The sequence below is a fragment of the Botryobacter ruber genome (genome assembly GCF_003347595.2).
GTDB classification, from domain to species: domain Bacteria; phylum Bacteroidota; class Bacteroidia; order Cytophagales; family Hymenobacteraceae; genus Pontibacter; species Pontibacter ruber_A.
In genome coordinates this window covers 146,164-166,550 of record NZ_QCZK02000015.1, presented here as the reverse complement: position 1 = coordinate 166,550, position 20,387 = coordinate 146,164, and the positions used below count along the sequence as shown (strand labels likewise).

Here is a 20,387-nt window from a genome sequence, read left to right as displayed (position 1 = left end):
AACCGAACCATAAACAACATGACCAAAATAAGATCGACTACCGTACTGGGTGTCTACCATAATGGCGAAGTGGCACTGGGAGCCGACGGACAGGCTACCATGGACAAGCACATTGCCAAAAGTAATGTAAAAAAAATACGTAAGCTGCTGGATGGTAAGATCGTAACAGGATTTGCCGGTTCTACGGCCGATGCCTTTACATTGCTGGAGCGCTTCGAAGAAAAGCTGAATGCCTACCAGAGCAACATGAAACGTGCCGCCATCGAGCTGGCCAAAGACTGGCGCCGCGACCAGTACCTCCGCAAACTCGAAGCCATGATGGTGGTAGCCAACAAAAACGAGCTGCTGATCATTTCCGGAACAGGCGATGTGCTGGAGCCCGATAATCAGATTGCTGCCATTGGGTCAGGTAGTATGTATGCGCACGCGGCAGCGCTGGCACTGAAAAAACATGCCCCGCATTTGTCGGCAGAAGAAATGGTGCGCGAAAGCCTGGACATTGCCGCCGATATCTGTATTTACACCAACCATAACCTCATCATCGAAAAGCCTACTGCCTAACATAGGGGGCTGAAACCGGTGGAATACCGTTGGGCGTAAACTTTCTGACTTAAAAAACGAATAACTGTTAATTAAAACCAAATTGTAAATAACTTGCGGACGCAAGCTGGCCTGCGCAGCAGGAAAAGCTTTAAGCTACAGACTATGAACGTTACAAATTTCCTGAAGACCCACTACAAGCACTTCAATGCTGCAGCCCTGATAGATGCTGCCGAAGGTTACAAAACCCACCTGAACAATGGTGGAAAAATGCTCATCACGCTGGCAGGCGCCATGTCTACGGCAGAACTGGGCACTATCCTGGCCGAAATGATCCGGCAGGACAAAGTGCACGCCATCTCCTGTACCGGCGCGAACCTCGAAGAAGACATCTTCAACCTGGTGGCCCACGATTTTTACGAGAGGGTGCCGCATTACCGGGAACTGTCGGCTGCCGACGAGGAGGCTTTGCTGAGCCGCCACATGAACCGCGTAACCGATACCTGCATTCCGGAAGAAGAAGCCATGCGTCGCCTGGAGCACTCGGTCCTGAAGTTCTGGGAGAAAGCCGACAAAGCGGGCGAGTCTTACTTTCCGCACGAGTTCTTTTACCAGATCCTGCTGTCAGGCGAGTTAGAACAGTACTACCAGATTGACCCGAAAAACAGCTGGATGCTGGAAGCAGCCAAAAAGAACCTGCCTATTTTCGTGCCGGGCTGGGAAGATTCTACGCTGGGTAACATCTACTCCGGGCACGTGATCAGCGGCGACATCAAAAATGTGCATACCGTTAAAACCGGCATCCAGTACATGATAGAGCTGGCCGATTTCTATACCAATACGGCAACAGACGAATCGACGATCGGTTTCTTCCAGATTGGCGGCGGTATAGCAGGCGACTTCCCGATTTGCGTGGTGCCGATGCTGCACCAGGACCTGCAGCGCACCAATGTGCCGCTTTGGGGGTATTTTGCACAGATTTCCGACTCCACCACCAGCTACGGCTCTTACTCAGGCGCTGTGCCAAACGAGAAAATAACCTGGGGCAAACTGGGCAAAGAAACGCCTAAGTTTGTGATCGAATCGGATGCGACCATTGTGGCGCCGCTTATTTTTGCCATTGTGCTGGATATGTAAGGCTACTCATGCAAAATAAGGTTTTTTGCTTCCATTGTAGCCTTTCCCCATTTTGTCATCCTGTTAAGGATCTTGTGGGAAAGCTGCAGAAATGCTTGCTATAAATGGAAGAGGATCCTTTACTTTTTGCATCTGGTATTGTAATACGGAAGGGCTCTGGCTGGAAAAACCGGCCAGAGCCCTTTTTTTTATTGGCTGCACCTGCCACCACAGCCACTGCTGCTAAGAAAGGGAAACAATTAGGATGATAGGTGTTGGAGAAGGTTTTTGCCGGGGCAACTGCAGATTTTAGCTGATCAATTCGCGTTTCCTGAACCAGAATTCCTCTTCCTTCAGGAAATAGTCGCCGGATTTTCGCATGATGGTTAGGTTGTCCAGCACCATTTCCCAGGTAAACTGATACTGGCTTAAAAAAGTGAGCACGGGGCCAAGCAGTTCCTGTGTCATGTCGCCGAGGGCAAGGGAAATATGCGGCAGCCACATGTTCGGGTTGTAATACACACCCATCTCGCTGCTCATTTCGGATACATCGCGGTGCAGCTTGGTGTGCAGCTGGTTCAGCACATTAGTGCGAAGCACCGGCACATACACCACAGGCGACTCACCCGGAAAAATACCCAGGCCGGTCGTACGCACCGAAAAACTTGGCGTTTCAAGGCATACCGTTTCCAGGTACTCTTTCAGCTCGTCTATATCCGGTACTTCGGCCGTGAGCAGCGTCAGGTGCGGGTAAGGCGTAAGCATCACACCCTTCAGACCAAAATTCTGTTCCAGAAGCGCTGTTAAATCATTTACATACTGCGAATGTTTGCTATCCAGTATCGACGTAATTGCAATCATGTGCTTATGCTGATTTTATGGCGATTGATGTGATATGTACTGAAATGAAACCGGGCATATTTTTATAAACGTAATTTTGGTTTTAATGGCTCAATCTTCTGCCAAAGCCAGCTTTTTTAATCGTTTGCTCCTCCGGAAAGTATTGCCTGCTACTGTAGTTTACCTGCCGCTCCCGTTCCAGCGCAGCAGGAATATCTGTCACAAAATTAATGACTTTCAGGCAATGCACAATTATTTGTAAAAGTCAGGCTGGAATACGGCCACACGCATTGATCTCTTTTTGCAGAAACTAAACAACACAACAGGGCTGTTACTGAAGGAGCAATAGGTACACCGCTGAGCTAAATGCAGACCGGTTCCTGTATCGCCAGGATAACAGCTGCATCTTAATTTTAAAATTAAGTACCTTTGTGTAACATCTTTACCGAGCACATGATTTCTATCAATAACCTGAGTTTCCATTTTGGCAGCCGCCCCATGTACGAGGATGCCAACCTGCATATAAAACCAAAAGATAAAATTGGCCTGATCGGCCTGAACGGAACCGGCAAATCCACGCTGCTGCGCATTATTGTGGGCGAGTACAAGCCCGACGGTGGCAGCATCCAGATGAGCAAAGAAACCACCATCGGTTTCCTGAACCAGGACCTGCTCAGTTACCAGACGCACGAAAGTATTTTGTCGGTGGCCATGCAGGCCTTTGAGGAAGCTCTGAGCCTGCAGAAGGAGATTGACAAGGTGCTGGTGGAGTTCGAAAACAACTTCCACGACAACCTGGTAGATAAACTGGCCAACCTGCAGGAGCGTTTCGAAACCCTGGGCGGCTATAGCATGCAGGCAAACGCTGAGGCTATCCTGGAAGGGCTCGGATTTACGACCGAAGAGCTGCAACAACCGCTCGAGTCGTTTTCGGGTGGCTGGCGCATGCGCGTGATGCTGGCAAAAATTCTGCTGCAGCAGCCATCATTGCTGCTGCTCGACGAGCCGACCAACCACCTCGACCTGCCCTCCATTAAATGGCTCGAGAACTACCTCGAGAAGTTCGAAGGAGCCGTGGTCATCGTATCGCACGACCGCGAGTTCCTCGACCGGACCACCAACATTACCGTGGAGGTAAGCAACAGCAAACTGAACGTGTACCCGGGCAACTACAGCTTTTATGTAGAAGAAAAGGCGCTGCGCAACGAAATCCAGAAAGGCGCTTACGAGAACCAGCAGGCCCAGATCCGGCAGGCGGAGCGCTTTATCGAACGCTTTAAAGCCAAAGCCACCAAGGCCAAGCAGGCCCAGAGCCGCATGAAGCAGCTCGACCGCATGGAGCGCATCGAAGAGGTTGCTCCCGATGCCGCCAAGGTGAATTTCAGCTTTAATTTCAAAACGCAGCCCGGTCGCCACATTTTGCGGCTGGAGCACATGAGCAAAAGTTACGGCGATAAAATCATTTTCCGGGATACGCACGTGCACGTGGAGCGCGGCGATAAAATTGCCCTGATTGGCGCCAACGGCAAAGGTAAATCTACGCTGCTGCGCATTATTGCCGGCACCGAGCCTATTAAAGGAAAGCGGGAGCTGGGGCATAACGTGATCATGTCGTTTTACGCGCAGCACCAGCTCGAGTCGCTGAACGTGGAGAATGAGATCCTGCAGGAACTGCAGCAGTCCGGTTCCGGGAAATCGGAGGTAGAGCTGCGTACGATCCTGGGCTCCTTCCTGTTTACCGGCGACGATGTGTTCAAGAAAATCAAGGTGCTGTCGGGAGGGGAGAAGTCGCGGGTGGCGCTGGCCAAAACGCTGATCTCCGAAGCCAACTTCCTGATGCTCGACGAACCTACCAACCACCTCGACATGCAGTCGGTGAACATCCTTATTCAGGCACTGGAGCAGTACGAAGGTACTTTTATCTGTATTTCCCACGACCGCTACTTTGTGGAGAATGTGGCCACCAAAATCTGGTACATCGAAGATTTTCAGCTGAAAGAATACCCCGGCACCTACCACGAGTACGAAAACTGGCAGGACAAGCGGGAGAAGGAGGCGAAGAAAGAAGCCGCCAGTGCGCCGGCTCCCAAAAAAGAAGAGCCAAAGCCGCAGCGCGATAACGGTGAGTACAACGCGCTGAACAACCAGCTCAAGCAGGCAAACAAGCAGCTAAGCCAGGTGGAAAAACAGGTGCAGAAACTGGAAGTAGAACTGGCCGAGTACGAGGCGCAGCTGTCCGACCCGAAAGTGTATTCCAACGTTAACCTGCTGCAGGAAACCTCCCTTAAATTTGAAGCAGCCAAAAAAGAGCTCGACAAAGCAAACCAGGAATGGGAAAAGCTGATGTTGGAGGTGGAGGAACTGGAAGGGAAGCTGTCTTAGAAATATCCGGCTGGGGCATAAGGCGTTCCGCTTTTTGTTCCTGCAGCTTTTGTTTGCAGGAGCAGCGGCTGTGGTGGCTGGTACAGCAGAACAAACCCGGAGGGGAAAGGGGCTTAGCTGCTGCAGCTACAGTGCAAATGAGGTAAAACAAAAGGCAGAATAAATCTGTTTTACGCTAACATTCATTAGCGTAAATTTCGTATATTCCCCTGTCGTCAGAATGTTTTCCTCACCTGAAAAACTGTTAATACTATGGCTCCGGAACTGGTAGATAAGCATCAGCAAACACTTGATAAAGCGGTACAGGCGCTGCACGAGCGAACTTTTTTTGCCTGGTTTCCTGAAAATCCTTCCCCGGAAATTTACGGGGAAAATGCTGATAAGGAAGGCCGCGGAAAATATACCTCTTACCTGAACCATAAGTTTGAAGAACTGCAGCAGCAAGACCCGGAGCAGTGGGTGGGGCAGGAGGAATCGCCTTATGAGCAGCAGCCACTCGGGATACAATATCCTTACTTTCCGGTAAACACGCTGATTGCGCGGTCGGAAGAGGCGTTTCAGGAGTGGCGGAAGGTAAAGCCTGCCGACCGGGCTGCCTTGCTGGTAGAGTCGCTGGAACGGGTAAGGTCCCGGTTTTTCGAGATTGCCTATGCCACCATGCACACCACCGGTCAGGCGTTTATGATGTCGTTCCAGGCTTCGGGGCCCCATGCGGCAGACCGGGCGCTGGAAGCGGTTGCCGCCGGCTACGAGGAGCTGACACGTTTCCCGGGCTCTGCGGAGTGGGAGAAGCAGATGGGGAAATACAGTGTCAGGCTGCATAAAAGCTGGATGGCAGTGCCCAAAGGGATCTCGCTGGTGATTGGCTGCTCCACGTTTCCTACCTGGAATACGGTGCCGGGCATGTATGCGAGCCTCGTTACCGGAAACCCTGTTATTGTGAAACCCCATCCGAAAGCTGTGCTGCCCATCGCCATCGTAATAGCCGAAGTGCAGAAGGTGCTGGCTGAAAACGGCTACAATCCTGCCGTTTGCCAGCTGGCCGTAGATGCCGACGACCATCTGATCACCAAAGAGCTGGCAGAGCACCGCAAGGTTAAACTAATCGACTATACCGGTAGCACCGAGTTTGGCAACTATATCGAGCGCCTGCCGGGCAAAATTGTGTTTACTGAAAAAACCGGGGTGAACTCCGTTATCCTCGATTCGGTGGAGGACCTGGACAAGGTGGTGCAGAACCTGGCTTTCTCGGTGAGTTTGTATTCGGGGCAGATGTGTACGGCGCCGCAGAACTTTTTTATTCCGGCGCCCGGTGTTAAAGCCGGTGAGGAACTGGTGCCGTACGAGGTGGTGGTGCAGAAACTGGCCGATGCAGTCAGCAGTTTGGTGAACAACCCGAAAGCGGCACCGCATGTACTGGGCGCCATTCAGAACCCGGCCACGGTGGAGCGGGTAAAAGCAGGTGTTTCCGGAAGAACGATCCTCAGCTCCTGCGACTTCACAAATCCGCTGTTTGCCAATGCCCGCACCTGCAGTCCCGTGATTTACGAAGTGGATGCCGCTGATAAAGCAGCTTACAGCAAAGAACTGTTCGGTCCCATCATTCTTGTTATAAAAACAAAAGATACAGCCCAGTCGGTTGAGCTGGCGGCTGAAATGGCTGTCACGTACGGCGCCATTTCCTGTGCGGCCTACACCACAGACCCTGCGGTAAAAGAAAGGATTAAAGATGAGATGGGAATGACTGGTACCCCCGTCAGTTTTAACCTGACAGGCGGCATCTACGTGAACCAGAATGCCAGCTTTTCCGATTACCATGTAACAGGTGGCAACCCGGCCGGCAATGCCTCCTTCACCAACCCGGAGTTTGTAGTGAAACGTTTTACCTGGGTAGGCTTTAGAGAGCCGGCAGGATAAGAGAGTTTGGGAGTTTGGGAGTTTAGGAGTTTAGGAGTTAGAGAGTTTAAGAGGTAGAGAGGTAGAAAGTTTGGGAGGTAGAAAGGTAGAAATTTTGTAGGGGTTGAAAATCTTCAACCCTTTTTTTCAACCCTTTAACAGCAGCGCATAAAGTTAGAGCGTTGGGTATTATGATCTGTAGAGACGCGGTGCCTGCGTCTCCTGCACGAACCACAGACAAACCTAATCCTGAAAATCCTAAAATTCTTTAAATTCTGATTCAGACAAAAATAAAATCACACCCATCCTTCCATCACTACCATCAGCGGTTCAGACAAACAGCAGAAGCAATAGAGGCTGGAGCAGAAAGGTTTTTAACGCCCTGTAAAGGGTTGAAAATCTTCAACCCCTACAAAATCTCTACTTTTCTACCTCTTAAACTCTCTAACTCCTAAACTCCTAAACTCCCAAACTCCTAAACTCCCAAACTCCTAAACTCCCAAACTCCCTATTTGAACATCTTTTCTATATCCGTTTTCAGGTTCTCTATTCCTTTTTTCAGATCGTCCCATTTACTGTGATGATCTTCTGTATGATAGAGCTTTTGTGCAATCAGTTCGCGCTTTGCTTCCAGTGCCGCAATATGCTCGTGGTAGGTATTTTTGGAGTCGGCTGTCGTTGCATTTATACGTCCGCGCAGCACCTTAATTTTAGCATCAAGTTCTTCTAAACTTGCCTGAACCTCTTTCTTGGTGAGATGAGCCGGAGCACGCATGTGTTCTGGTTTCAGATTATAAGTATCCATACAGTTTATTTTATTGTCGATCGATTTTACCTAAACCGGCATTCAGTACTACCTCTAAATACTCTGAAAAGGCAGAAAAGGATTTACTCAATTCCATCAATTTAACACTGTCATGTTGTTGGCTGCGGTAGCCAGTCCATTTAAAAAGTGAAGGTCTTGTAAAATTGGTATTCGAAAATTTTAAAACAGGAGCAGCGGGAATGGTGGCAGGTGCAGCAGCCTTTTCGCAGGCAGCAGCAGGAATGGTGGCAGGTGCTGAGCTGTTTTTTTGTCCGGTATGTTGTTAAAACACAGATTGCCAGCGCCTGGTGAGTTAAATTAAAAAAGTGAATGTTCTGTCCGTTTGTTTTGTTGTGCAAACAGAAGAAAGCACCTGGTGCGTATTCTTTTTTTGAAGAAGCAGCGGATATAAATTCTTTATGAAAAGTTTATTATCTTTATCCGAAAAATTAACACAAGAGGCTGCTGCTGGAAATGATGCTCCGATACAGTAAGATTATATTTATCGGAAAGCTGGAATTTGCCAAAGAAGAGAAAATTTAGTTTATACTCATTTGCCACCCGGCACATGGGAAGCGTTAAATAAATAACCCATTTTTAATGACAACATCCTTGCCTATACTTGATCAGGTGTTACTGGTAGATGACGATGATACTACAAACTTTCTGAACAAGCGACTTCTTAATGAGATGAAGGTGGCCAGGGAGGTGCTAGTACTGAAAAACGGAAAAGAAGCCATAGAATACCTGAGCCGCACTTGCGGACCGGACAGCAAGCCCGGCGACAAATGCCCTGACCTGATTTTCCTGGATATTAAGATGCCGGTGATGGATGGCTTTTCGTTTCTGGAAGAATACCAGCGCAGGGGCCTCGACTCCAGCGATCATGTTATTATTATGATGCTGACTTCTTCTGCCAGCTTTTACGACCTGGAACGACTAAAACAGTACAAGAAGGTAAAAAAACACTACTCCAAAGCCCTTACCCGTCATGATATACAGGAGGTGCTGCAGGAGTTTTTCTCGCAGAAGCAAAAGTAACCGAATAATGGTTGGGCTGAAGGAGATCTGGTAGTAACTGCTTAAGGCTGCCGCAGCACCAGCTCCTCAGCCGGCCAGGTAAACACAAACCGCGATCCTCTCCCCGCCGACTCTACCCAAATGTCGCCGCCTTTGCCGTTTACGATCTTCTTCACAATAGAAAGGCCGATTCCGGTACTGTTTCCTTCGTTTTTTCCGATAGTGTTGTAAATTTCAAAAATCTGCTGGTGATATACCGACTCAATACCCGGACCGTTATCCACAACAGAGAACTGCAGCTCACGGCCCTGCCGGCTACAGCAGATTTCCACTACCGGCTCTACCTGCATATCGTGGTATTTGATGGCATTGCTGAGCAGGTTGCTGAACACCTGGTGTAGCAGAATTTTTTCTGTTTCGAGCACGGGCAGCTCCGGGGAGGCCTTCACCACTAATGAGTTTGCTATTCCGAGCAGTTCAAGCACCTCCTGCACCAGCTGGTATACAGGTACATTTTCTTTCTGGATGTGCTTCCGGTCTGCCAGCGAGTAGGCCAGGATACTGGTGATAAAGTTATCCATGCGGGCGGCCTGGTTGTTCAGCATCGGGAAAAGCTCTTTTGCTTCGGCGAGCTTGTTGGCGTTCACACAATCTTCGAGCGCACTGGAAAGGCCATTGATGTTCTGCAGCGGCGCCCGCAGGTCGTGCGACACGGTGTGGGCAAAGGCATTCAGGTCGTCGTTGATTTTCTGCAGCAGGATGTTCTGTCTTTCGCGCTCCTCCAGCAGCTCCTTTATATCCTGGTTCGACTGCTGCAGCCTGCCATTCAGGTTCCTGATTTCCTGCAGCTGTAGCTGCGTTACCTCGTTTCGCTCGCGCAAGTGCTCCAGCAGCTCCAGCAGCTGCATGTTCTGGCGTTTTATTTCGGCGTAGGGCGAGATAATTTCCTGGTCAAAATCCTGTATCCAGGCTTCGGCAATGGCTTTGGAAAGGATGGGGGCATTGTGTGGCAACCGCTGGCGCAGTGTTACCCTGGTACCTTTTTCGTAATCACTTTCTATATCAAAATAATCTACGAGCTTGCGGGAATTGATAATGCCGGAACCTTTAACAGAGTTGCCGGGCTTGCGCTGGAGTAGCGCATCAAGGTTGCCGATGCCCCGGCCACGGTCAGAAATGATGGCTTCGAGATAGGGTATGTTTGCATCGGTTGCTACCCCGAAATGTATCTGTCCGTTGCCAACATGTTCCACCACGTTACGGCATATCTCCGACACGGCAGTCGAAAATTTTGTCTGGCTGGCAATAGCTATGTTCAGCCGGTCCGAAAGTTGCTTTGCCCGTTTATAGGCAAGTACTACATCCAGCTCGTTGCTGATATTAATTTTCAGTATGCTTCTGTACATCATGGGGCAGACAAAATTTTTGATCCGTGCTTCTTTTTTACAGGACCGTTACCTTGATAAGGCATCCGGATGAGACAAAGTTCAAGGCTTGTTGTAAAATAGCCTAAAGCAAACCCGTCGGCTGTCGTTAAAAAGCAGGAAGAACTGCTCAGGCAACGGTACGGGCCACTACTACCAGTATGTCGTCTGTCTGGCGGCTGAAATCCCGGTACAGTATAGCGGCTATAACCGAGGTGTCGTGGCGGTGCAGGTTAGGGTACCTGCTCAAATCCCACCTCGACTTTATGCCGTCGGAATGTAGAATAAGTAAGCTGGCGTTGTTCCAGTCTGCCTGCTGCGCACTGAAGGTAGCCGGTATGTTGTGCCCCAGGATACCATTATAGGAAATGACCGTGCGGCTGGATGAGTTGGAAATAAAAGCCCCGTCCAGCATGAAAATTCTGCCCGCAATATTCCCGACGCCGCAGTAAACGGCTTTTTTCCGGGAGGCGCTTAAGTGCACGATAGTACCCACGGCTCCACGTGTCCGGCGGATGGCTTCGTGTATCTGGCGCAGGCTCAGAACAGGATCATTGTAAAATCTTTTTTCAAAAAGTTCAACCGCCTGCCGGCTTGCATCATGTGCGTTTACGCCGTGGCCCAGGCCGTCGAGCACAATCAGGTAGCAGTCATTTCCTTTTTCCACTAATCCGAAGCCATCGCCGCAAATCTGCTCGTTGGGCTTTGGTACCATCAGGCTGGACACCTGGAAACGGCTCCTGGCCGGCGAAGCCTCCTTCTGTGCCTTATACACCCTGGAAAGTATGACGGTGCCGCAGCCCGGGCAGCTAAACAGGTCAAACTCGTTGGATTGTCTTTTAATGGCTCCCAGTCCTTCGCCCGCTGTTCCTACCGAAGAAGTGCCGTCCTGCAGCATCCGGACAGGATCGCTCATGCCGGGGCCGCTGTCGAGGCAGATAATTTCCAGGCCATGATTTTCGATTGGTTTTACCAGCAGTTCGCCGCCCTGGGGGGTATGTTTCAGCAGATTAGAAACCATTTCCGAAACAATGATGTTGATCTTGCCGACATCTGCAGGCGAAAAACCTTCGCTTTCGGCAAGGCGGGTAATATCCCGTTTTATGATGTTGGCAAAGCTCTTATCTGTTAGCAGAAAACGCTGGTGCTGTTTACCGTCCATTCTTCCAGTGTATGATCGTGACTGTGGTACCCTCGTTTACTTTGCTTTTGATATCGAATTCGTTTACCAGGCGTTTGGCGCCCGGTAATCCCAGGCCCAGGCTTCGGCCCGTTGAAAAACCGTCCTGCATGGCCTGCGGAATGTTTTCGATACCGGCACCTTCGTCCACAAACATCAGCCGGATACCGGCCTGCCCGTTTTTGCTGACAACTTCTAAAACAACTTTACCACCATCTGCATACTTGAGCATGTTACGCACCAGTTCGCTGGCTGCTGTAATGAGTTTGGTCTGGTTTACCAGGCTCATGCCTATTTTGGTTGCAAGTTCGCGTACCCGGTTCCGGAACGGTACTACATCCTGCTCCCGCACAATCTGCATGGTGTCTTTAGTCAGTGATATCATGCGGGTCCTGGTCTTCTTCTATCGTATCATCCTGTTCGGAGAGTAAATCTACTTTTTTATAAAGAAGCTCCATTCCTTTTTCTACATTCAGGGCAGTGTACACCCCCTGTAAGGTCAGGCCCAGTTCTACCAGTGTAATCGCAACAGCGGGCTGCATGCCTACAACAACTGTTTCGGCATCCATAATGCGCGACATCGAGGCAATATTGCCCAGGATGCGGCCCATAAAAGAGTCCACGATGTTTACTGCTGAAATGTCTATCAATACGCCTCGGGCGCCTGTTTTGCTCACCATCGAAATGAGGTCGCTCTCCAGGTTCAGGGCAAGCCTGTCGTATAAATCAACCTGTATGGTTACTAACAGGAAGGGCCCCATCTTTAGAATCGGAATCCTGTCCATAAGCTTACTTGAATAACTTTGTTGTACTTACCTGATTTGATTTTCTTACTTCCAGGCTCAGCATGCCGAACGCAAGTTGCAGGGCACTGGCTAAGGTTGCTTTGGTGCGGATGTTGGAAAGATCGATGCCCAGGTGCACGATGGTTTGTGCGATTTCGGCCCGGATGCCGCTGATGATACATTCGGCACCCATCAGGCGGGTGGCGCTTACCGTTTTGATCAGGTGCTGTGCCACCAGCGAGTCGACGGCAGGTACACCGGAGATGTCCAGGATGGCGATGCTGCTGCCCGTGTTTACGATTTCCTGCAGCAGGCTTTCCATCACGACCTGGGTGCGGGAGCTGTCGAGGGTGCCAATGATCGGCAAGGCCAGTATGCCGTCCCAAACGCGGATAACGGGTGTGGATATTTCGCTGATCTCGTCGCTCTGGCGCAGAATTACTTCTTCGCGGCCTTTCAGGTAGGTTTCGAATGTAATAATGCTCAGGGAGTCTACCAGTTTATTCAACAGAACAACCTCCCGGTACAGCAGCTCCGGCTCGTTGCGGCGCTCTTCCTCCAGCACATCGGTCAGGGCCTGTTTTAAGCTTAACACGTACTGGCTGATCTCCCGGGGCGAAAACCCCTGGCGGGCCCGCGTAATGGAGATATCGCCCAATATGTCGTTTACCGGCTCAAATTCGCTGCTGTAAATGTTATCAAAATTACCATGCGACACCGCTTGCAGCAACGAGTTCAGGAGCTCCTCCGATTGCCTGCGTAAGTCCTCGTTCGATAACAGGTCGTCCCGGAGCGAGGCATCAGCCAACTGGTTCTTCATCCAGTTCTCTAGTATGGTATTTTTCTTCCGGAGCAGAATCTGTGCAGTTTGCTGGATGTTCATGGTTTGTCTGGTTAAGTTGTTTTCTATCCTGATGCTATTTTTGCATTTTATATTCAAATCTAAAGATAGGCACTAAATAGTTCTTGCCAAATTCCGGACTGTAATTAATGTGTGAAGTCTGCCGGTTGCCTGCAAAGCAAGGCAAGCGGAGGCTGGTGACAGCTGCCCGTTGTTTATCCAAGGCGTGTTGCTAACGTATAGGCTTACAAGTAGTTCTTCTGAAGGCCAACTATGATTTTTGTATCCTGGTAGCTAAGAAAAAGAAAATGAGAAAGTTTAGAAAAAAGTATGTGTGGCTGCTGGTGCTGGTGGTTATAGCCTGCTCACCCGTCAGGGTAGTACATACCGATGCCGCTCCCGGCTTCAGGCTGGGCAACTACACCTCGTTCAGTTTTTATGAAACGGAAACGGCCGGAGATGCCACCATTATCAACTACTCCCCAACGTTTGATTACCTGAAAAGCGCGCTGATAAACCAGCTGGAGAGCCGGGGGCTGCGGCATACTGCTACAAACCCGGATTTACGGATTAACCTGGGCATTGTGGTGGTAGAGGAGGTGCAAACCCGCGAAACCGATTTTATGACGGACCGGCCACGGTACATGGGGCAGCAGCGCTACTCGTGGCGGAGCGAAGAAGTAGTAGTTGATCGCTACAAAGAAGGCACTATTTCCATTCACCTGGTAGACCCGGAGCGGGGCGAGATGCTTTGGCAGGGAGAAGCAGAGGCTGTGGTGCCGGATGATAAGAAGAAGCTGCAAAAGCGCATAAACGAAGGCGTGCGGGAGCTTCTGGAAAAAATGCCGCAGTAAGGCTGTTGCTGTGTCAGCTGAAAAAAGTAATGCCGGCAGCTATTGCCAGAAAAGCAACCAGTATGGCAATGCTTTGGTGTAACGGGAGCGTCTGTAGTGCCTGGGGCCTGGCCTTAAAATTAAAATAAATGGAAGCCGGGAAAAGCAGGAAAGCGGCAGCCATGCCCGCCGTTTTCAGCGGTGTGTTGTCCGGCAGGGGTGTTACCACAAAAAAGAGTATCACAAAGCCTGCAACGAGCAGCACAGCCGCCATTTTCCTGTACCTGAACCCGTCGTTTGAATTCTGCTCCATAGTGGTTTCTTTTTGCTGTTGCTGCAGTCCCGTGGCTTCCTGCCGGCGGACTGGTGCACCGTAGTATGCCTTTTGCCAACTACTGATACGGCGTCAGCAAAAAGAAGGCTGTCTGAACTCTGTTAAATGTTTCTGCTGCTGCCTCCAAAGCCACTGCTCCTGCGTTTGGGTAGGTGCTGCAGGTGCCGCTGCAAACACGCCCGGGCTCAGCGAAACAGAAGAACACGCCTCTCCATCGTTCGCTGTTTTGCTTTATCCAGGTGAAAAAGAATGAATTACGGTAAATAAAAAGCTGCCCTGCTTCACGCCTGCGCCAGGCTCGCGTGGCGCAGGGCTTAATTTTATCCAAATTCTGCTACTCCTCAGCTACCTGTCTTTTGGCTTCAATTTTCAGAAATTCAGTTAAATATATTATTACTGCAATGTTAACAAGAAGCAGGTGTTACTTTAATATTACCATATCTTAATTATTTCGTTATTTTTTTAACTTTTAACTCATGACTTCGTTAATAACATAAGTTAAGTGAAAGTTTTTATTACTTAAGTTCATTGTTGTTGGGTGTGAGGAGGGAGCGGTTTAAATGTTAATGCATGTGCGGATGAAGTTAAAGGTACTTTTTTCTTTTATCGGATTTATCGTCCTGATGCCGCTGGCCTGGAAGATTGACGATATCCCTTATACCATCGAGGTAACGGCCAAAATCTATCCGTCCGGTAAATGGGTGATCGTGAAGGATACCGATGGAAGCCTGGTAAGTACCTTGTACAACTACAGGAATGGTATCATCAACGATGTAAAAAGTTATAAACTCGACAACGGCGACGTGGCAGAAATGGAGCTGATCCCCAAAAAGGCTGCCGGTGTGCACATCAGCAAAGGCGATACCGTAGCCATTCTGCGCTCTGCCGTAATAGACGAAAGAATAGCCGTGGTCCGGAGCCAGCTGGAGGAGCTGAAGGCTTACCTGAAGGTGGATGCGACCGGCATGAAAGCATCGGAAATAGCGCTTGCCAAAGAACAGCTGACCTACGCCCAGCAGCAACTGGCCTTTGAAACCGAGAACTACAACAGGGCCCTGCTGCTCTACCAGGAGAAAGTAATTGCCCCGGCAGAATTCAACCAGGTCAAAACCGCTTTCGACCTGGCAAACACACAAGTGAAAATTGCACACAAAACCCTGGAAACCGCCCGGACAGGCGTGAAACCGGAACAGATCAAATACACCGAAGCCCGTATCGAAACAGCAAAAAAAGAACTTCACACACTGCTGAAAAAGAAAAGCAGCCTGACCTTACTGGCCGGGGTGTCCGGCAAAATCAACTTCAATGTTACCCCCGACGAAGTGCTGACCGTGGAAGACACATCGGCGTATATCCTGCAGTTCCCGGTAAGGCTTGCGGACAGGAATTACATTACCTCGCTGGCAAAAATATCGGTGGAGTACCCTTTAGGTGCTGCACCCATGACCGGGACGCTGATTGATTTAAGCGACAAAGTAGAATACATGGGAGGGGAGCAACTGGTGTTTGCCAAGGCGATCCTGCCCAACAAAGCGGAAGACATTTCCACGGGCATGTTCCTGAGGTGCCAGGTGGAATGCGACCGCGTGAACCTGGCAGAGTATATTGTACGAGTGCTCCGGCATTCCATGAAGTAACTAAACGTTGTGACTTATGTTTCCAAATGCACCAACACAACAAGCTGCGTCTAACAACATGTTATTCGATTTTCAGTATGTCGAACTGTTTCCGCTTACTTTTTCAGGTCTGCTGGGTAACCTGCTCACGGCATTTGTCTGCGGCCTGATCATCTCGTTTGTGTACAGGCTTTCGCACAAAGGCGGCTATTCTGTTACCTTCGTCAATTCCCTGATCATTCTGCCAATCATTACCTCTGTTGTTATTCTGCTGATCGGCAACAACATCGCGCGTGCATTTGGCCTGGTTGGCGCCATGTCGATTATCCGGTTCAGGACGGCGCTGCGGGATACGCAGGATATCATCTTTATCTTTTTTGCCTTAGCCGTAGGGATGGCTGCCGGCGTCAACCTGGATTTTACGGCGATACTGGCCACGTTTGTAATCGGCCTGGTGGTGTTTGTGGTGATCAAATTCAACCCGGGCGAAGCCGGAAGAAGCCACCTGTTGCAGATCCGGTATGGCACGAGCCAGGAGAACGAGGTAAACCTGGGCACGCTGCTTTCCACGTACTGCTCGTTGTCTGACCTGAAGTCGTATGAGCGGGTGGCGGATGTGGAGGAACTGCTGTCGGAGTCGGTGTATGAGGTGCAGCTGAAGAAAGGGAAAAGCAGCGCGGAACTGGTGCAGCAGCTCAACCAGCTGGTATCGAACTGCAACGTAACCGCCAAAGCCCTCGATGCCAACGGAAAAGTAATTAAACAACCCGCCCTGAGGGTGAAGAAGTAAGTGCCTGAGGAGCAGCGGCTGTGGTGGCAGCTGCAGTAACGTTATTAGCTGGTTACTGCCTCGTCAATCGATCGTAAAATCACTTCGCAGGCTTCCCTGATCTGGCTTTCGGTAATGGTTAAGGGGGGCGCAATGCGCATGGAGTTGTCGCAGAACAGGAACCAGTCGGTGAGCACACCGTTCAGAATAGCCCGGTCAATTACCGCCTTCAGTACCTCAAACGATTCAAACTCCGCCGCCATCATCAAACCGCAATTCCGTATTTCCTTGATGCGCGGGTGCACAAGCAATTCCCTGAACAGCGCTGCTTTCTGCTGTACCCCGTCCGTCAGGCGCTCTTCCTGTATGACCTGCACCGTGGCCAGCGAGGCGGCACAGCTCACCGGGTGACCTCCGAAGGTAGTGCAGTGGCCCAGGATCGGGTCGGTTTTAATGGATGCCATGATTTCCTGCGGCGCAATAAAGGCGCCAATGGGCATGCCGCCGCCCATTCCCTTGGCACACACCAGTATATCGGGCTCAATGCCAAACTGCTCGAAGCACCAGAACGTACCCGTACGCCCGAAGCCGCACTGAATTTCGTCCAGGATGAGCAGGGTGCCGGTCTGGGTGCAGCATTCGCGGAGTTGCTGCAGGTAGCCCGGCGCTGGCACGCGCACCCCCGCCTCGCCCTGCACGGTTTCGATCAGCACAGCGGCTGTGCGGGAGGTAATGTGCTGCAGGTCGCTGAAGTTGTTGTACCGGATGTGGCGCACGTCGGGGAGCAGCGGGCGGAAGGCATTTTTAATGCTTTCGCTGCCGTTCAGGGAGAGGGCGCCCTGGGTGGAGCCGTGGTAGGCGTTGTAGCAGGAAATCAGTTCGGTGCGGCCTGTGTAGCGTTTGGCAAGTTTCAAGGCGCCTTCAACGGCTTCGGTGCCTGAGTTGAGCAGGTAGGTGTTGTTGAGCCGCTCGGGCAGCGTTTCGCTCAGCGCATGCGCCAGTTGCACCTGCGGCGCCTGCACAAACTCACCATACACCATCAGGTGCAGGTACTTGTCGAGCTGCTTCTGAATGGCCGCGATTACTTTCGGGTGCCGGTGCCCCACGTTGCTGACGCCGATGCCCGAAATCAGATCAAGGTAGCGCTGGCCTTCGGTGCCGTACATGTACACTCCTTCCGCTTTTTCAACCTCTATCATCAGCGGGAAGTCTGACGTCTGCGCGACGTGCTGCAGGAACAATTGCCTCTGTGAAATCATGGTGCAAAGGTAGGGGTTTTGCATTGTTAAATTGTTGGATTGTTGCATTGTTAAATTGTTGGTTGATGTCGTAAATGGTTTCTGCTGCTGCCACCATAGCCACTGCTGTTGCTCGTCGGTTCCGCGCGCTTGTTTATCCGGTTATTTGGGGAGTAGGGAGAAAATTTAGTTGAATGATGAAAATTGTCGGTATCTTTCGCCCTTTGAATCAGTTTGTCTGTCCACAGTTAACTGATGTTCACTGTTTTATGCTGTCTGTTGCGGGTGGAGGGGCGGAATGACCGGGCTTAAATATTAACGTGGCATATATATTGCTACTGTTGTGTATGTGTGCAGATAATGCATAAAAATCGTTTTTACTTTATATCCAAATCCCCAGCTATGCGAATTATTTTTACCCTCTTACTGCTGCTTGGCAGCACAGGGCTGCTGCATGCCCAGGAAAAGCACACCATCAGTGGCTACGTGCGCGAGAAAGGCAGCAGCGAAACACTGATTGGCGTGGTGGTCTACTGCCCCGGCACCAGCATCAGCACCACTACCAATACCTACGGCTTTTACTCGCTAACCTTGCCGGCTTCCGATTCGGTTACGCTGGTGTTTTCGTACCTGGGCTACCGTCCGGAAACCAGGCGGCTTTCGCTCAGTCGCCCGGTGGAGCTTAACATCGACCTGCTGCCAGATGCGGCCCTGCAGGAAGTGGAGGTAATCGGGCACCGGCAGGAGCGGGTAAGCGAGTCGGCGCTGATGAGTACCATTGATGTGCCTGTTGCTCAGATCAAGAACATTCCGACGCTGCTGGGCGAAAAGGATGTGATGAAGGTGCTGCAACTGATGCCCGGCGTACAGAAAGGCAGCGAAGGCAACAGCGGCATCTATGTGCGCGGCGGCAGCCCCGACCAGAACCTGATCATCCTCGACGATGCCACCGTGTACAATTCCTCGCACCTGTTTGGCTTTTTCTCGCTCTTTAACGGCGATGCCCTCAAGAGTGTGGAACTGACCAAAGGCGGCTTCCCGGCCCGTTACGGCGGCAGGCTCTCGTCGGTGATCGACCTGAACATGAAGGACGGCAACAAAGAAGAATTTCACGGCGAAGGCGGCATTGGCCTGATATCGTCGCGGCTGATGCTGGAGGGGCCGCTCAGCAAAGGCAAATCTTCGTTCCTGGTAAGCGGTCGCCGCACTTATGTTGATGTGCTGATGCAGCCTTTTATGGACATGGACGGCAGGGGCGGCTACTACTTCTACGACCTCAACACCAAACTCAACTACGATTTCGGACAGAAAAACAAGCTCTACCTGAGCGGCTATTTCGGGCAGGACCGTTTCTACTACGTCGAAAAGTTTGACCGGAACAAAACCAGGGGCGGCATCGACTGGGGCAATGCCACAGGTACGCTGCGCTGGAACCACCTCTTCAACGACAGGCTGTTTGCCAACACTTCCCTCATCTTCAGCCGCTACCGCTTTAACATTAACCTGGAGGAAGAGTACGAGGATGGTGACCATTTCAGGCTGAATTATTTTTCGGGCATCCAGGACCTGGCGATCAAGTATGATGTTGATTTCCTGCCCAACCCGCAGCACGCTATCAAGGCGGGCTTCCAGTCCACGTTCCACCGCTTCAACCCAAGTGCCATCGTGGTAAAAGATTCGGAGATAAACAGGACTGATAGGGATGTGGATAATGTGGACGGAGTACAAAGCGCCGTTTATGTGGAAGATACCTGGCGGCCGCGGCCTGACCTGCGCCTGAATGCCGGCCTACGGCTGAGCCATTTTGCCACCGGCAACAAGAACTACTTTATGCCTGAGCCGCGCCTGGCTGCTGCCTATAACATCAAACCCGACCTGGCCGTGAAGGCATCATATGCCCGCATGAACCAGTACGTGCACCTGCTCAGCAACACTGGCATCGGCCTGCCTACCGACCTCTGGGTTCCTACCACCGACCTGGTGGCGCCGCAGGCATCGCAGCAGGTGGCAGTAGGGCTTGCCAAAGATTTCCTGGAGCAGGACCTGGCGCTCACGCTGGAAGGGTATTACAAAAAATCCGACAACATCATCGGGTATAAAGAAGGCGCCAGTTTTATGATGGTGGACGATCCGGAAAGTGCCGAAAAAGTACGCTGGGAAGACAACGTTACGTCAGGGCAGGGCTGGTCGTACGGTGTGGAAATGCTGCTGCAGCGGAAGGTTGGCCTTTTCTCGGGCTGGGTTGGCTACACCTTGTCCTGGACACAGCTGCAGTTCGACTCGCTTAACTTCGGACAGAAATTTTATGCCCGCTACGATCGACGCCACGATGTATCGGTGGTGGGTGTGTACCAGCTCAGCGACAGAACCACCCTCTCCGGCACCTGGGTATACGGAACGGGAAATGCCATTTCGCTGCCCATTGGCTACTATAGCAGCAACCCGAATAACCCCAACGCTACCGAGGGTCAGTATACTTATAATGATCAGGTTACTTACTACGGCGACCGCAACTCCTACCGCATGCCCGCTTACCACCGCATGGACATTGGCATCCAGTTCCACAAGCAGAAGCGCTGGGGTGAGCGCACCTGGGAGATCAGCCTCTACAATGCCTACAGCCGCAAAAATCCGTTTTTCATTTACATGACCGATGAGTACGGCAACGACGGGCAGGTGAACAGGAAACTGAAGCAGGTGGCGCTGTTCCCGATTATCCCGTCCGTAAGCTGGGGCTTTAAGTTTTAAATTTGATCATGTACAACGCA

Annotated in this window: 18 protein-coding genes; 9 read left to right on the top strand and 9 right to left on the bottom strand. The window is 51.0% G+C overall.

Going from position 1 to position 20,387, the window contains the following annotated elements; all coding sequences use genetic code 11:
• The first annotated feature begins 18 nt into the window (after positions 1 to 18).
• Both hslV and DCW36_RS03195 read left to right on the top strand, forming a co-directional pair.
• Positions 19 to 561, top strand: a complete 543-nt coding sequence (gene hslV / locus DCW36_RS03200) for an ATP-dependent protease subunit HslV (protein WP_114779477.1) — start codon at positions 19 to 21, stop codon at positions 559 to 561.
• Positions 562 to 705: 144 nt separating this feature from the next.
• Positions 706 to 1,677, top strand: a complete 972-nt coding sequence (locus tag DCW36_RS03195; protein WP_114779475.1) for a deoxyhypusine synthase family protein — start codon at positions 706 to 708, stop codon at positions 1,675 to 1,677.
• A 288-nt stretch (positions 1,678 to 1,965) separates the two neighbouring features.
• Here DCW36_RS03195 and DCW36_RS03190 read toward each other — a convergent pair whose 3' ends face one another.
• Positions 1,966 to 2,517, bottom strand: coding sequence for a 2'-5' RNA ligase family protein (locus tag DCW36_RS03190; RefSeq protein ID WP_114779473.1), 552 nt, complete (start codon positions 2,515 to 2,517; stop codon positions 1,966 to 1,968).
• 432 nt (positions 2,518 to 2,949) lie between these two features.
• Between DCW36_RS03190 and DCW36_RS03185 the strand changes: the two genes are divergently transcribed.
• Positions 2,950 to 4,878: an ABC-F family ATP-binding cassette domain-containing protein gene (locus DCW36_RS03185; RefSeq protein ID WP_114779637.1), complete on the top strand. Its 1,929-nt coding sequence runs from the start codon at positions 2,950 to 2,952 to the stop codon at positions 4,876 to 4,878.
• A 252-nt stretch (positions 4,879 to 5,130) separates the two neighbouring features.
• Positions 5,131 to 6,795 (top strand): phenylacetic acid degradation protein PaaN, encoded by a 1,665-nt coding sequence (paaN, locus tag DCW36_RS03180; RefSeq protein ID WP_114779471.1) that lies wholly within the window; start codon positions 5,131 to 5,133, stop codon positions 6,793 to 6,795.
• 487 nt (positions 6,796 to 7,282) lie between these two features.
• Here the strand turns inward: paaN and DCW36_RS03175 are convergent, their stop codons facing one another.
• The gene (locus DCW36_RS03175; protein ID WP_114779469.1) at positions 7,283 to 7,579 is read right to left on the bottom strand and encodes a sll1863 family stress response protein; all 297 of its coding nucleotides are present in this window, start codon (positions 7,577 to 7,579) and stop codon (positions 7,283 to 7,285) included.
• Positions 7,580 to 8,179: 600 nt separating this feature from the next.
• Between DCW36_RS03175 and DCW36_RS03170 the strand changes: the two genes are divergently transcribed.
• On the top strand, positions 8,180 to 8,620 hold the full coding sequence (locus tag DCW36_RS03170; protein ID WP_114779467.1) for a response regulator: 441 nt from the start codon (positions 8,180 to 8,182) through the stop codon (positions 8,618 to 8,620).
• Positions 8,621 to 8,661: 41 nt separating this feature from the next.
• Here the strand turns inward: DCW36_RS03170 and DCW36_RS03165 are convergent, their stop codons facing one another.
• From DCW36_RS03165 to DCW36_RS03145, 5 genes are all read right to left on the bottom strand, one after another.
• Positions 8,662 to 10,008: an ATP-binding protein gene (locus tag DCW36_RS03165; protein ID WP_240676033.1), complete on the bottom strand. Its 1,347-nt coding sequence runs from the start codon at positions 10,006 to 10,008 to the stop codon at positions 8,662 to 8,664.
• A gap of 145 nt (positions 10,009 to 10,153) precedes the next feature.
• A complete protein-coding gene (locus DCW36_RS03160) occupies positions 10,154 to 11,185 on the bottom strand; it encodes an ATP-binding protein (protein WP_114779465.1) in 1,032 nt (343 codons plus the stop codon).
• The gene (locus DCW36_RS03155) at positions 11,175 to 11,588 is read right to left on the bottom strand and encodes an anti-sigma regulatory factor (protein ID WP_205702866.1); all 414 of its coding nucleotides are present in this window, start codon (positions 11,586 to 11,588) and stop codon (positions 11,175 to 11,177) included. Before DCW36_RS03155 ends, DCW36_RS03160 begins: the two co-directional genes overlap by 11 nt.
• Positions 11,572 to 11,988 carry an STAS domain-containing protein gene (locus tag DCW36_RS03150; RefSeq protein ID WP_114779463.1) on the bottom strand — a complete coding sequence of 139 codons (417 nt, stop codon included), beginning with the start codon at positions 11,986 to 11,988 and terminating at the stop codon, positions 11,572 to 11,574. Before DCW36_RS03150 ends, DCW36_RS03155 begins: the two co-directional genes overlap by 17 nt.
• Before the next feature lie 4 nt (positions 11,989 to 11,992).
• Positions 11,993 to 12,871, bottom strand: coding sequence for an STAS domain-containing protein (locus tag DCW36_RS03145; RefSeq protein ID WP_114779461.1), 879 nt, complete (start codon positions 12,869 to 12,871; stop codon positions 11,993 to 11,995).
• A 266-nt stretch (positions 12,872 to 13,137) separates the two neighbouring features.
• Here DCW36_RS03145 and DCW36_RS03140 point away from each other — a divergent pair, with 266 nt between their 5' ends.
• Positions 13,138 to 13,683, top strand: a complete 546-nt coding sequence (locus tag DCW36_RS03140; protein WP_114779459.1) for a DUF4136 domain-containing protein — start codon at positions 13,138 to 13,140, stop codon at positions 13,681 to 13,683.
• Positions 13,684 to 13,696: 13 nt separating this feature from the next.
• Here DCW36_RS03140 and DCW36_RS03135 read toward each other — a convergent pair whose 3' ends face one another.
• Positions 13,697 to 13,975 (bottom strand): hypothetical protein, encoded by a 279-nt coding sequence (locus DCW36_RS03135; protein ID WP_114779457.1) that lies wholly within the window; start codon positions 13,973 to 13,975, stop codon positions 13,697 to 13,699.
• Between the two features lie 599 nt (positions 13,976 to 14,574).
• Here DCW36_RS03135 and DCW36_RS03130 point away from each other — a divergent pair.
• Positions 14,575 to 15,633, top strand: coding sequence for an HlyD family secretion protein (locus tag DCW36_RS03130; RefSeq protein ID WP_114779455.1), 1,059 nt, complete (start codon positions 14,575 to 14,577; stop codon positions 15,631 to 15,633).
• A gap of 58 nt (positions 15,634 to 15,691) precedes the next feature.
• Positions 15,692 to 16,402 carry a DUF4956 domain-containing protein gene (locus DCW36_RS03125; RefSeq protein ID WP_164891014.1) on the top strand — a complete coding sequence of 237 codons (711 nt, stop codon included), beginning with the start codon at positions 15,692 to 15,694 and terminating at the stop codon, positions 16,400 to 16,402.
• Positions 16,403 to 16,446: 44 nt separating this feature from the next.
• Here the strand turns inward: DCW36_RS03125 and DCW36_RS03120 are convergent, their stop codons facing one another.
• A complete protein-coding gene (locus DCW36_RS03120; protein ID WP_114779631.1) occupies positions 16,447 to 17,637 on the bottom strand; it encodes an aspartate aminotransferase family protein in 1,191 nt (396 codons plus the stop codon).
• 384 nt (positions 17,638 to 18,021) lie between these two features.
• Between DCW36_RS03120 and DCW36_RS03115 the strand changes: the two genes are divergently transcribed.
• Positions 18,022 to 20,367 (top strand): TonB-dependent receptor, encoded by a 2,346-nt coding sequence (locus DCW36_RS03115; protein WP_114779451.1) that lies wholly within the window; start codon positions 18,022 to 18,024, stop codon positions 20,365 to 20,367.
• Positions 20,368 to 20,387: the final 20 nt, after the last annotated feature.

Bases quoted from the DNA above. Each gene is read 5' to 3' on its own strand.
- DCW36_RS03155 (WP_205702866.1), bottom strand. From the start codon at position 11,588: ATGATATCACTGACTAAAGACACCATGCAGATTGTGCGGGAGCAGGAT.
- DCW36_RS03175 (WP_114779469.1), bottom strand. From the start codon at position 7,579: ATGGATACTTATAATCTGAAACCAGAACACATGCGTGCTCCGGCTCAT.
- DCW36_RS03185 (WP_114779637.1), top strand. From the start codon at position 2,950: ATGATTTCTATCAATAACCTGAGTTTCCATTTTGGCAGCCGCCCCATG.
- DCW36_RS03145 (WP_114779461.1), bottom strand. From the start codon at position 12,871: ATGAACATCCAGCAAACTGCACAGATTCTGCTCCGGAAGAAAAATACC.
- DCW36_RS03160 (WP_114779465.1), bottom strand. From the start codon at position 11,185: ATGGACGGTAAACAGCACCAGCGTTTTCTGCTAACAGATAAGAGCTTT.
- paaN (WP_114779471.1), top strand. From the start codon at position 5,131: ATGGCTCCGGAACTGGTAGATAAGCATCAGCAAACACTTGATAAAGCG.
- DCW36_RS03190 (WP_114779473.1), bottom strand. From the start codon at position 2,517: ATGATTGCAATTACGTCGATACTGGATAGCAAACATTCGCAGTATGTA.
- hslV (WP_114779477.1), top strand. From the start codon at position 19: ATGACCAAAATAAGATCGACTACCGTACTGGGTGTCTACCATAATGGC.
- DCW36_RS03165 (WP_240676033.1), bottom strand. From the start codon at position 10,008: ATGATGTACAGAAGCATACTGAAAATTAATATCAGCAACGAGCTGGAT.
- DCW36_RS03125 (WP_164891014.1), top strand. From the start codon at position 15,692: ATGTTATTCGATTTTCAGTATGTCGAACTGTTTCCGCTTACTTTTTCA.
- DCW36_RS03135 (WP_114779457.1), bottom strand. From the start codon at position 13,975: ATGGAGCAGAATTCAAACGACGGGTTCAGGTACAGGAAAATGGCGGCT.
- DCW36_RS03115 (WP_114779451.1), top strand. From the start codon at position 18,022: ATGCGAATTATTTTTACCCTCTTACTGCTGCTTGGCAGCACAGGGCTG.
- DCW36_RS03130 (WP_114779455.1), top strand. From the start codon at position 14,575: ATGAAGTTAAAGGTACTTTTTTCTTTTATCGGATTTATCGTCCTGATG.
- DCW36_RS03170 (WP_114779467.1), top strand. From the start codon at position 8,180: ATGACAACATCCTTGCCTATACTTGATCAGGTGTTACTGGTAGATGAC.
- DCW36_RS03140 (WP_114779459.1), top strand. From the start codon at position 13,138: ATGAGAAAGTTTAGAAAAAAGTATGTGTGGCTGCTGGTGCTGGTGGTT.
- DCW36_RS03150 (WP_114779463.1), bottom strand. From the start codon at position 11,988: ATGGACAGGATTCCGATTCTAAAGATGGGGCCCTTCCTGTTAGTAACC.
- DCW36_RS03195 (WP_114779475.1), top strand. From the start codon at position 706: ATGAACGTTACAAATTTCCTGAAGACCCACTACAAGCACTTCAATGCT.